10 protein-coding genes are annotated in these 12,371 nt (G+C 59.4%); 6 read left to right on the forward strand and 4 right to left on the reverse strand.

Annotation, left to right across the window (positions count from 1 at the left end):
* Together fae and VCJ09_RS13000 are read right to left on the reverse strand one after the other, a co-directional pair.
* Positions 1–513 (reverse strand): formaldehyde-activating enzyme, encoded by a 513-nt coding sequence (gene fae, locus VCJ09_RS12995; protein WP_324730609.1) that lies wholly within the window; start codon positions 511–513, stop codon positions 1–3.
* 30 nt (positions 514–543) lie between these two features.
* Entirely contained in the window at positions 544–2,136 is a 1,593-nt protein-coding gene (locus VCJ09_RS13000) for a BCCT family transporter (RefSeq protein WP_324730610.1), read from the reverse strand.
* A gap of 274 nt (positions 2,137–2,410) precedes the next feature.
* On the opposite strand from VCJ09_RS13000, the gene VCJ09_RS13005 reads away from it, so the two are divergent.
* The 5 genes from VCJ09_RS13005 (at position 2,411) to VCJ09_RS13025 (ending at position 9,574) form a co-directional block, all read left to right on the forward strand.
* Complete coding sequence (locus VCJ09_RS13005) at positions 2,411–3,766, forward strand: OprD family porin (protein ID WP_324730611.1); 1,356 nt, start codon at positions 2,411–2,413, stop codon at positions 3,764–3,766.
* 80 nt (positions 3,767–3,846) lie between these two features.
* Positions 3,847–5,271, forward strand: a complete 1,425-nt coding sequence (aldA, locus tag VCJ09_RS13010; RefSeq protein ID WP_324730612.1) for an aldehyde dehydrogenase — start codon at positions 3,847–3,849, stop codon at positions 5,269–5,271.
* Between the two features lie 76 nt (positions 5,272–5,347).
* A complete protein-coding gene (locus VCJ09_RS13015; protein WP_407692967.1) occupies positions 5,348–6,649 on the forward strand; it encodes an MFS transporter in 1,302 nt (433 codons plus the stop codon).
* 1 nt (position 6,650) lies between these two features.
* Positions 6,651–7,868: a mandelate racemase/muconate lactonizing enzyme family protein gene (locus VCJ09_RS13020; RefSeq protein ID WP_324730613.1), complete on the forward strand. Its 1,218-nt coding sequence runs from the start codon at positions 6,651–6,653 to the stop codon at positions 7,866–7,868.
* A gap of 95 nt (positions 7,869–7,963) precedes the next feature.
* Positions 7,964–9,574, forward strand: coding sequence for a GMC family oxidoreductase (locus VCJ09_RS13025; protein ID WP_324730614.1), 1,611 nt, complete (start codon positions 7,964–7,966; stop codon positions 9,572–9,574).
* A 271-nt stretch (positions 9,575–9,845) separates the two neighbouring features.
* Here the strand turns inward: VCJ09_RS13025 and VCJ09_RS13030 are convergent, their stop codons facing one another.
* Both VCJ09_RS13030 and kdgR read right to left on the reverse strand, forming a co-directional pair.
* The gene (locus tag VCJ09_RS13030) at positions 9,846–9,992 is read right to left on the reverse strand and encodes a hypothetical protein (protein ID WP_324730615.1); all 147 of its coding nucleotides are present in this window, start codon (positions 9,990–9,992) and stop codon (positions 9,846–9,848) included.
* 366 nt (positions 9,993–10,358) lie between these two features.
* Positions 10,359–11,159: a DNA-binding transcriptional regulator KdgR gene (gene kdgR / locus VCJ09_RS13035; protein ID WP_324730616.1), complete on the reverse strand. Its 801-nt coding sequence runs from the start codon at positions 11,157–11,159 to the stop codon at positions 10,359–10,361.
* A 215-nt stretch (positions 11,160–11,374) separates the two neighbouring features.
* On the opposite strand from kdgR, the gene VCJ09_RS13040 reads away from it, so the two are divergent.
* On the forward strand, positions 11,375–12,355 hold the full coding sequence (locus VCJ09_RS13040; RefSeq protein ID WP_324730617.1) for a C4-dicarboxylate TRAP transporter substrate-binding protein: 981 nt from the start codon (positions 11,375–11,377) through the stop codon (positions 12,353–12,355).
* Positions 12,356–12,371: the final 16 nt, after the last annotated feature.

A 12,371-nucleotide genomic window follows, 5' to 3' on the forward strand; every position in this document is an offset into this window, starting at 1 on the left:
TCAGGCTTTTGGGGTGTAGAAAGGGTTGCTGATGTGATCGACCACATCCGCCAGTTGCGCCTTTTCCGGCTTGCCGGTCAGCGCTGCACGAATCGCCGTGCGGCAGGCGTTGTAGTTATTCAGGTAGACCGCATCAAGGTCATCACAGGCCGGATTGACCCAGTTGGCGGTCACGATCGCCCACTCGTCTTCGGCTTCCGGCGGCAAGGTGTCGTCCAACAGCGCTTCAAGCACAGCCTTGGCGATACCGGCCTGTGACGCGCCCCAGGTGGCATTGCCGTGCAGATCACTGCTGATGGCGGCCTTGTTCACATACAAGGTCATCGGTTTGACCGGAATGTTCGGCTGAGCAATTACCATGAACGGGCAATGCCCCTGGCTTGGCGACGCCAGGCTATTAGAGAAAGCCTGACCGGCCGGACCGTTGCGCGGCCCGAGCAAGATGTTGATGTGAGCGGCATTGACGCCTGGACCTTCAAAGCCTTCGCCGATGTACAGATCGAGTTGTTTCATGGATGGAGCCTCACAGATGTTCAGGGAGTATCAAGAATTACCCAGCAGCGGCTGAGCGACGGGGGATTGCGAGTCATCTACCGGCAGTGAGCTGTGCGCCTGTGAAAGCGGTGCCGGTGCCGGCGAAGTCAGACCGCGCAGAATCCGCAGCAGGGCGAAACCGGCGCCGATACAGATCAGGGCGCCGGGCAGGCCGGCCAGGTTCATCAGCATGCGAATGCCTTCGGCGCCGATGTAGCTGGCACTCACCCAGGCCACGAAGGCGATGGCACCGCCCCAGACCGCCTTGACCCAGAGTGGCGAGCGCGGGTTTTCGGCGCTGACACCACGAGTGCAGAGCGCGCCGATCACATCGGTATTGGAGTCAGCGGCAGTGATAAAGGTGATGAAGCAGGCGAAGATGAACAGCACGCTGAGCACTAGGCTGCCCGGCAAGTGTTCAAACAGGCTGTAGGTCACGCTCGCCAGGCCCTGGTCCTTGTACACCTGGTACAAGCCACCGTTTGAGCTCAGGTCGAAGAACAGGGTGCTGCCGCTGATCACGCTGAACCAGATGAAACCGAACAGCGACGGCAACAGCAGGTTGACCGTGATGAACTGGCGTACGGTATAGCCGCGGGCGATTCGACCGAGGAACAGGCAGGTAACCGGGGCCCAGCCGAACCAGCTGGCGAAGTAGGCAGTGGTCCACCAGCCAGCCCACTGGTCCTGGGCAGCGGTGCCGGTTACCAGGTTACGCTCGAAGAAATGGGTCAAATACACGCCCAGCGACTCGGTGCCCAGGCCGAGGATGAAGGCGGTAGGGCCGACCAGAAAGATGAATCCCAGGCCGACGAAGTACAGCCAGGTATTGATCCGCGCCAGCCCCTGGATACCGCGGTGCAGGCCGGACGCCGCCGACATCAAGGTACCGCCGATGATCACGATAGCGATCACCGCGTAGAGCAGCGGCGACTTCTCGATGCCCATCAGGTAGCTGAAGCCATCGCCGATAGCCAGGAGGCCGCTATTGAGAGTGGCCGACATGCCGATGATCACGGCAAACAGCGCCAGTGCGTCGATCAACTGACCACCCAGTCCATCCACATACCGTCCCAGCAGCGGACGCAACAGACTGCCGATCGAGAACGGCATCTTTAAATTGTGGAAGGCCAGGGCGAAGGCCAGCGCCGTGGCGGTGTAGATGCTGTAGGGCGTGATGGTCCAGTGCACAAACATGGTCGACATGGCGAACTGCATGGCGCCGCTGGAGCCGGCTTCCAGGCCGAGGAAGGCTGGCGGCTCGCGAAAGTGCAGCACCGGCTCGGCCGCGCCCCAGAACAGGATGCCCATGGCGATGACCGCGGTCAGTGATACAGCAAACCATTTGAACGGAGACAGCAGCGGCGTGGCCTCGGCGCCACCGATGCGGATATCGGCCGCCTTGGAGAAGTACGCGTAGGCGCAGACTCCCACTAGGAATACCGCACCGCTATTCAACAACCAGGCGAAGTTAGCGATGACCATGTTGTTCAGTGCCGAGGTGGCTGCTATGAAGCCGGGCTTATCGACAGTGGTGAAGTAGACGGTTAGCAGCAGACAGATAAAGGCGGGCCAGAACGTCAAGTGACGGATGGTTTTCATAGTCGCGGTGCTCATTGTTGTTTTAGAGAGAGCTGAACCAGTCAGGCTGGCTGCGACGATTTTTACCACCCCGGTGCGGGCGGGCTAAAACCATTAAATCTCAAGGGGCATTGATTTAATCTCATAGCTAAACATTTGCGCACTCCTCCTATCCATTGCCAGGAGTAACATGCGCTTTACGTATGTTTGATCGACAAATTAGTCGTTTGTCGAATCGCCTCCCCTTCGCAAGACTGCCGGCCGACCTCAAATAACAACAACCGAGGATTGACCCGTGCCCCACTCCCGTTTTGTCCTGCCCAACGCTCCTGCCAAAAGTCTGCTGTCCGCGCTTGTTCTGAGTCTTCTGCCGGTCAGCCTGCCTCTGTTGGCCGCCAGCGAGGCCTCCAACAGCGATGGCTTCATCGACGGCAGCACGCTCAAGCTGATCAACCGCAACTTCTACTTCAACCGCGACTTTCGCAGCCGTGGCGATGGCGCCTTCAACGGTCGTCAGCAGAGCTATCGCGAGGAGTGGGCGCATGGCTTTCAGGCGCTCTACAGCTCCGGCTACAGTGCTGGGACCGTAGGCGTCGGCCTGGATGCCCACGCCCTGCTGGGGGTGAAACTCGACAGCGGAGGCGGCACCTCGGGCTCCAACCTGCTGCCGCTCGATAGCCAGCGTCGCGCCGAGGACGACTACTCCAGCGCCGGCGCCGCCCTCAAGTTGCGCGCCTTCGACACCGAGTTGAAAGCCGGAGACCTATTCCCGATTACACCGGTGTTCCAGCGCGGCGATGGCCGCCTGTTGCCGCAGAGTTTCCAGGGCGTATCGCTACAAGGCAGCTACTTCGACGGCCTGAGCCTGCAGGGCGGCCACCTGCATGCAGCGAAGAACAAGGCCAGCAGCAACCATAACGGCGAGATGACCACCGAGTACGGTGGCACGGCCTACCGCTCGGCCAGCTACTTTGGCGGTGATTACCAGTTCGCCAATGGCCCGCTGCTAAGTCTCTACCAGGCGCAGTTCGAGGACGTCTGGAACCAGACTTACGTCAGCCTCGCCCACAGCTTCGACCTCGGCCAGGCGCGCAACCTGGCCCTGGGCGCCAACCTCTACCGCACCCGCGACGAGGGCCGCGCCTTAGCCGGCATAATCGACACCAATAGCTGGAGCGCCTACTCCAGCCTAGCCCTGGGCGCACACAAGTTCACCCTGGCCTACCAGCGCATCGATGGAGATCAACCCTTCGATTACCTCGGCGACGGCGACTCGATCTACCTGGCCAACTCGGTACTCTACTCGGACTTCAACTCGCCCAACGAGCGCTCCTGGCAAGTACGCTACGACCTCGACATGGCCAAGTTCGGCATTCCCGGCCTGAGCCTGATGACTCGCTACCTGCGTGGCAGCAACATCGAAAACAGCCAGGTCGATCCCAGCGGCGCCTATGCCTACTACGCCGCCTTGGGCGACAACGGCAAGCACTGGGAACGAGACATCCAGGCGCAATACGTGGTGCAGAGTGGCCCGGCCAAGAACCTCTCGCTGACCTTGCAGCAGACCGTTCATCGCGCCAACTCGGCGCAAGCGGACGGCGACGTCAATCAGGTGCGGATTATCACGCAGTACCCGCTGGATATTTTCTAGCCCCCTAGCCCGGGTCTCGCCCGGGCTCCCCACGGCCCGTGCCCGGGATCGAAGATCAGCCACACGCCAGGTACTTACAGATGCGACATGATCAGATTTTCCTAGACGGCCAGTTCGTCGCTCCCGCGAGCCCTGCGCTCATTTCCGTTTACAACCCGGCCACCGAAGCGCTGATCGCCCAAGTTCCCGCCGCCACAGCCGAAGAGGCCATACGGGCGGTCGAGGCAGCTGCAGCCGCGCAGAAGCACTGGGGCAAACTGACCAGCATCGAGCGCGCCGAACACCTGCGCCGTTTCGCTGACGCCCTGACAGCGAATGCCGAAGCCATCGGTCAGGCCCTGACGGCCGAGTCAGGCAAAAGCCTGCAGGACGCCAGCAACGAAGCACGCTACGCCGCCGAGATCACCCGCTACCATGCCGAATGGGCGCGCCGAATCGAAGGCGAGATCATCCCCAGCGATACGCCGGATGAGAACCTCTTTCTGCAACGAGAACCGATTGGGGTCGTGGCCTGCCTGATCCCATTCAACTACCCGGTCTATACCCTGCTACGCAAAGTGGCGCCCGCGCTGATCACCGGCAACACCGTGGTAGTGCGGCCGAGCAACAACACCCCGACCTCGGCATTCGAGATCGCCAAGGCGGCGCAGCAGGCTGGACTGCCGGCTGGCGTGCTGAACGTGCTGACCATGGACCACGCCACCGCCGCCCACCTCTGTACTCACCCGGCGGTTGGCCTGATTACCCTCACTGGCAGCGTCAACGCAGGTCGCACAGTGCTGGAATACTGCAAAACCAATATCGCCAAGCCGTCCCTGGAACTTGGCGGCAAAACCCCGGCTATCATCGAGGCCGACGCCGACCTGGAGAGGGCCGCAAGTGACCTCGTGGCCTCCAAGACCACCCACTGCGGCCAACTGTGTACCGCCATCGAACGGGTCTATGTGCAGGAAAGCGTGCACGACCGCTTCCTGGCTCTGCTTAAAGAAAAGATGGCGGCAGTGCGCATCGGCGACCGCGCCGAGGATTCCAGCCTAATGGGTCCGCTGGTCAACGCCAGTGCGCAGCGGAACATCCACGCGATGGTCGAGCGCGCTGTCGCCGCGGGTGCCGCCATTGAAACCGGCGGCCAGCTACCCTCTGGCAAGGGCCACTTCTACCCGGCCACCCTGCTCAGCGGTTGCCGCCAGGACATGGAAATCGTTCAGGAAGAAACCTTCGGCCCGATCATGCCGGTGCTCAAATACCGGGATATCGACGAAGCGCTGGCCATGGCCAACGATCATCAGTTCGGCCTGTCCTCCGTACTCTATACCGAGAGCTACAAGACTGCGCTGAAGGTGGCCAACAACATCGAAGCCGGCGAACTGTACGTCAACCGCACACCGGCAGACCCCTACCAGGGCTACCACGCAGGCTGGAAACGCTCAGGCCTAGGCGGCGATGACGGCAAACACGGCATGCTCGAATTCACCCAGACCCGCCTGGTGGTAATGAAGTACTGAACTGTGCCCCCCCCCTGCGCGCTTACGGCGCGCAGGCTTAGTGAACAACAGTGAAGCGCCACCCGAGGTTGCCTCGATGTCCAAGTCCACCATTCACCTGAGCGCCATGCCCGTCGGCCACGACACAGGCAAAGCCCAGCGCTACCTGCAACTTCTGCTGTTAGTGCTGGCAGCCGGGGCCATCTACCCGGTGCTCTATCTGCGCCAGGTGTACCAGAGCACCATGCTCGATGTTTTTGCCATCAGCAATACCGAGCTCGGCTACCTCTACTCCATGCTCGGCATCCTGTTTATGGTCAGCTACCTGCCCAGCGGCTGGCTCGCCGACCGTATCGCGCCGCGCTTGCTGATCAGCTTCTCTCTGGGAGCCACTGGCCTGCTTGCCCTCTGGTACGCCACCACCCCGAACTTCCAGGCTCTACTGATGATCTACGCCTGCTGGGGCATCAGCACCGGCCTGACGTTCTGGGCCTCGGTGATCAAGCGGATAAAGATGCTCGCCGGACACGCCGAACAGGGCCGCTTCTTCGGCATCCTCGATGGAGGCCGAGGCGTAGTGGAAGCGCTACTGGCCACAGCCGCCATCGCCCTGTTCGCCTATGCCACGGAAACCCAAGGTCAGTCGCTCAAGGTCGGCTTTAGTCATGTGGTCTACCTCTATGCCTTCAGCTGCATCCTCATTGGCGCTCTACTCTTCGGGGTGAAAGATGCCCATCCGAGCGACTCAGAAACAACACCAGTCGAACCGCAAAAGAACGACCTGCTCCGCGATCTCAGGACCCTGGCGCGCATCCCCGAACTCTGGCTGGTGGCCGCCATCGTATTCTGCGGCTACCACATCTTCTGGGCCACCTACAGCTTCTCTGCCTACCTGCAAGAGGGCAGTTTCGGCCTCAGTGCGGTGATGGCCGGTGCCATCACTACCGCCAAGCTATGGATGCGCCCGATCGGCGGCATCGGCGGTGGCTACCTGGGTGACAAGTTATCCAACACTGCGGTGTTGATAGTGGCGCTCGCCCTGGCCAGCCTGGGCATGCTCGGTCTGATTGTCTTCCCCGGCCTGAACAGCCTCGGCCTGCTGATCGCCCTGGTGCTGCTCATCGGCCTGCTGACCTACGCCATTCGAGGCCTGTACTGGGCGATCCTCGATCGCTGCGACATTCCTGCACGCATCACCGGCCTGGCCATCGGCATCATCTCGGTAATCGGCTACTCGCCCGATGTGTTCATCCCGCTGATCAACGGCTGGATCACCGATGCCTTCCCGGGCCTCCTCGGTTATCAAATCTATTTCGGCTACATCGCTTTCATCGGCGCCCTGGGCACCTTAGCCGCCCTGGTGCTCCACAACATAACTCGCAACAAGGCAGGTGCCTGATATGAAAATCGTCTCTCTTGAAACCCATATTGTCGCCGTGCCGCCACCGCACATCGGCGGAATGTACTGGCTGTTCGTCAAGATCAAGACTGACTGCGGTATCGAGGGTGTTGGCGAGATCTACGCGGCGACCTTCGGCCCCAAAGCCATGCTGCCGATCATCGAGGATGTGTTCGAGCGCTACCTGCTCGATCAAGATCCGCACCACATAGAGCGCTTCTTCCGTCAAGCCTACTCCAGCGGTTTCACACAGCGCCCTGACCTGACCATGATGGGCGTGGTCTCGGGCCTGGAGATGGCCTGCTGGGACATCATCGGCAAGGCTGCCAACAAACCGGTGTATGAACTACTCGGCGGCTTGGTGAATCAGCGCTTGCGTTCCTACACCTACCTCTATCCGCGCAATAGCCGAGGCGAGTACGACTACGACGACCCGGACCTAGCCGCCGAGTGCGCAGTAAAAAACATGGAGCTGGGATTCACTGCGGTCAAATTCGATCCGGCCGGCCCCTACACCGCCTTCTCCGGCCATCAAATCTCCCTGGAGGTGCTGGAACGCTGCGAGACCTTCTGCCGCAAGATCCGCGAGGCCGTGGGTAACCGCTGCGACCTGTTGTTCGGCACCCACGGGCAGATGGTGCCGTCCTCGGCCATCCGTCTGGCACAGCGTCTGGAGCCATACGATCCACTGTGGTTCGAAGAACCGGTGCCGCCGGGCCAGGAGCAAGCCATGGCGCAGGTCGCGGCGAAGACCAGCATCCCCGTCGCCAGTGGTGAGCGCCTGACCACCAAGTACGAATTCCACAAGTTGCTGCAGGCCGGCGGCGCCTCGATACTGCAGATGAATGTTGGCCGCTGCGGCGGCCTACTGGAGGCAAAAAAGATCGCCAGCATGGCCGAGGTCTACTACGCCCAGATCGCCCCGCACCTCTACAACGGCCCCATCGGCGCCGCGGCCAGCTTCCAGCTGGCCGCCTGCACGCCAAACTTCCTGATCCAGGAAAGCATCGAGACTTGGGGTGGCTTCCATGCCGAGGTGCTGAAGCAGCCGCTGCAATGGGAGGACGGCTACATCATTCCGTCGAAAGAGCCTGGCCTGGGGGTCGAGCTAAACATGGACGTGGTGCGCAAGCACTCGCCTTACACCGGCCAACGCCTTCACCTGCAAATGGGTCCAGACCCCATCGATGTGAAACACACCGCCACCGCCCTGGGTTGAGCGACCGCCCTTTCCCACCCTATGCGGGAAATATCCTGCGCAGCCAACTGGCTTTATGCCAGTGGCTCGTTAAACGACTTACGCGGTAATCAGCTATGACGTATGACTACATTATCGTGGGTGCAGGCTCCGCCGGTTGCATCCTAGCCAACCGACTGTCGGCATCCGGCGAGCACTCGGTGCTGCTCCTGGAAGCCGGCGGCAAGGACAGCTCCCCCTGGTTCAGGATCCCGGTCGGATTCGCCAAGATGTACTACAACCCGACCCACAACTGGATGTACTACAGCCAGCCCGAGCAACAACTCGCCAACCGCGCCATCTATGCCCCACGCGGGAAGGTGCAAGGCGGCTCCGGCTCGATCAACGCGATGATCTACGTGCGCGGCCAGGCACACGACTTTGATGATTGGGCTGCAGGTGGCAATGACGGCTGGTCGTTCAAGGACGTGCTGCCCTACTTCAAGAAGCTGGAAAGTCACCCCTTGGGCGATACCGAGTACCACGGTGCTAGCGGGCCGATTCACATCAGCCCTATGAAGGGCCACACGCATCCTATCTGCGACACCTTCATCGAAGGCTGCGAGCAACTCGGCTACAAGCGCAGTGAAGACTTCAACGGCAAGGATTTCGAAGGTGCCGGCCTGTACGACGTCAACACCAGGAACGGTCAGCGCTGCTCCAGCAGTTTCGCCTATCTGCATCCGGCGTTGTCGCGTACCAACCTGCGCATCGAACATCACGCCCAGGTCGAACGCGTGCTGTTCAATTCGGAGAAACGTGCGATCGGCATTCTCATCCGCCAACGCGGCGTAGCACGCACCTTCAACGCCAATAAGGAAGTCATTCTGGCCGCCGGCGCGGTGGACTCACCCAAGCTGCTACAGCTGTCCGGCGTAGCCGATCTGGCGCTACTGGAGAAGCATGCCATCCCGGTGGTGCACCACCTGCCGGCCGTGGGCCAGAACCTGCAGGATCACCTCTGCGCCAGCTACTACTACAGGGCCAATGTTGCCACCCTCAATGATGACCTGAACTCGCTGTTCGGCCAACTCAAGCTCGGCCTACAGTACCTATTGACCCGCAAAGGAGCGCTGGCCATGAGCGTCAACCAGGCTGGCGGTTTCTTTCGTGGCGATGAGCGTACTGCGCACCCCAACCTACAACTGTATTTCAACCCGCTGTCGTATCAGATCCCGAAAAGCAAAAAGGCCAGCCTCAAACCCGAGCCTTACTCCGGCTTCCTTCTGTGTTTCAACCCCTGCCGTCCCACCAGCCGCGGTTGTATCGAGATAGCCTCGAATAACCCGGCCGACGCTGCGCTGATCCGTCTGAACTACCTCAGTACTCAGAAGGACATCGATGAAGCTATCCAAGGCAGCAAACTGATCCGAAAGATCATGAACACCTCGGCGCTGAAAAAGATCACCGTGGAGGAAGTGCTTCCCGGCCCCCGCGTGAACGACGAGGCAGGCATGCTGCAGTACTTCCGCGAAAACTCTGGCTCCATTTACCACCTATGTGGTTCCTGCGCGATGGGTAGCGACGCCCAGACCTCGGTGGTCGACAAGCATCTCAAGGTGCATGGACTGAGAGGGCTGCGAATCGTCGATGCTTCGATCTTCCCCAACGTCACCTCAGGCAACACGAACGCGGCCGCGATGATGGTGGCCGAAAAAGGCGCCGATCTAATCCTCGCTGACGCTTGATCCCAGATTTGCTCAGCGACAACTTTGCCCGGTCCAGTACCGGGCTTTTTTCTGTTCCACTGGAAATATTGGATATTACCCGTGACTTATGAGCGAAGCAGTGATCAGTGTTAACTGGCATATACGTCCATGTTAAATCGAGATTGCCTCTCACGTTCCTAGGTGGATTTGTCAGGTAGGTAACGGTCTTTCATCAGTCCGCCCAACCCCCTTGGCCGGAGAGAGACGTAGGACTAAATCAAGGATCCAAGGTCCTATATTGGGTCGGAATCTACCGGTCGCGAATGACCGGAGTCGACCCGAAGCGGTCATAGGTGAAGCTGCCGTTGCCGTTGAATGTCTTTAGAAAGAAGGCTCGATCCATCTGTCGATCTTCCTGCATCGACAGACTGATCCAGCCGGCCAGCTTTTCACGCATCCGCTCGCCGAGTACCTCGACCGACGCATCATCTACGATGATGCGCTGCAGCGCCGAGTCAGCCTACACGTCCTCCGAATCGGCCTGACGCATGATGGCCTCCTATTTGCGACCTTTCTTCATCAGCCCCTGTGCGGCGACCTGGACCTGTACGAGTGGGTGGTTGACGGGCGTATGCACGTCGCCTGTCCCTAGCTAAGCGGTCCCGGCGCAGGGTACTGGCGACTTCACGGGTGCGGATGAAGGGCAGGCAACGGGCTGGTTTGGGCTCATGATCGTACGCCTGGAGAGTTGCGGCGGCGAGCGTTTCTAATTGAGTTGGCGTAGCCTCCACGACAACTCTCGTTTTTCCCTGATCACACTGGGCTACACGAAGTTCCCAAGAAACTCTTGAGGGCAGCCCAGACGCAGCGACGTGGCCCTGCCGGCTTCGAGCAGTTCACGCACGTAGGAGGCCTTGAGGTCTTCCTGAAAGCGAAAACACGGGAACGACACGCTCATGCCGGCAATCACCACTCCCATCCGGTTATACAGCGGAACGGACAGGCAGCGCATATTGGTTTCGAACTCCTCGCGATCCTCGCCATAACCATGCGCGCGAATCTCCGCCAGCTCCTCCAGGTAAACCTCGATGTTCGGGATGGTATTGGCGGTACGCGGCTCAAATGTTTCGCCTTCCAGATGCTTGCGCACCTCGCTCTCTTCGAGCCATGCCATCAGGACCTTGCCAAGGCCGGTGCAATAGAGCGGTGCCCGCAATCCGATCCGTGAATACATGCGCAGGTTGTAGCTCGAATCGAGCTTGTGTACGTAAACGATGTTGCCGGCCTCGAGAATGCCCAAGTGCACGCTTTCTCCGGTCAGCGCATTGATATGGCGCATGGCCGGATCCGCCTCGCGCACCAGGTCCAGCTGAGGCAGTGATTTAGCACCCAGTTCGAACAGGCGGACGCTCAAGCGGTAGCGATCGTCCTCATCCTGAATCACATAGCCGAGGCTCTTGAGCGTTTGCAGGAAGCGATAGACGGTGCTCTTCGACATATCGAGTTTCTGGGCGATCTCCGAGACGCCGCTATCACGCTCGACCTCCCCCAACGCATCGAGGATGGCCATGGTGCGCATGACCCCGGTGACTGACTCGTTATTCGTGTTGGTGGCTCGATCCATCTCTGTTCCCCCAGTGAAAATCGGCCCCAGTATACCAAAGCAATTTTATGAAACGGCGTTTCATTTTTGCTTGACGGGGTAAGAGTCAAGGATTAGATTGGCTCCAAGTTGGCGCGCCCCTCAGCACTGCGTGACCGCATTGCGGCACAGACATGGGGTGAGCCTGACTGAGTCAGAGCGACTTCTGTCAGATAAAAATAATTAGAGGACTTATGATGAAAAAAGTAATTGCGGGTTTTGCGACTGCATGTCTCATCACGCTTACTGCCATTCCGTTCGCCAGTGCGGCACCGCTAAGTATCAAAGTTGCCTACGAGAACAACCCAGGTGAACCACTGGACCAAGTGATGCACTACTGGGCCGACTTGTTGAAAACGCAAAGTCATGACGAGATCGAGCTGGAGCTGTACCCAAGTTCGCGTCTGGGTTCTAAAAAAGATGTGACTGAACAGGCCATGATGGGGATGAATGTCATCACCATTACCGATGTCGGCTTTCTGACTGACTTCGACCCTGATCTGGGCATTCTCTTTGGCCCTTACCTGACCGACAATCAGGAGCAACTGTTCAAAATCTATCAAAGTGACTGGTTCAAGCAGAAAGATCAGGCGCTGCGAGAGAAAGGCATCCATATAGTCATGAGCAACTATCTGTATGGTGTGCGTCAGATTCTTGCGAAAAAACCCATCAGAACACCAGCCGACCTGCAAGGGTTGAAGATTCGCGTACCGAATAACCCAATGCAGGTCAGTGCCATTCAAGCGATGGGTGCAACGCCAACCCCCATGCCGCTTGGTGAGGTGTATCCAGCGCTGACTCAGGGCGTCATTGATGGCGTGGAAAATCCCGTTTCCGTGCTCTATGGGCAAAAGCTGCACGAACAAGCCAAATACCTGAGCATGGTTAACTACCTCACCAATACGTCATTGTTTGTCGGCGGTGAAGCCTTCTTTAGCACCTTGTCTGCCGAGCAACAGAAGCTGATTCATGACACGGCGTATCAGGCCGGCCTGCACAGTCAGACGATCACCAGCGAAGCGGATCAGTTGATGGTCGAGAAGATGAAGCAAGAGGGTGTTGAGGTCATCTACCCCGATACCGTGCCGTTCAAACAAGCCTCTGCAGTGGTGTACACCCAGTACCCCCAGTGGACACTTGGCTTGTATGACCGAATTCAGAAAGAGCTGGCTGAATAAGCCCTCGCGCAAGCTC

It is taken from the genome of Pseudomonas paeninsulae (assembly GCF_035621475.1).
GTDB lineage: Bacteria > Pseudomonadota > Gammaproteobacteria > Pseudomonadales > Pseudomonadaceae > Aquipseudomonas > Aquipseudomonas paeninsulae.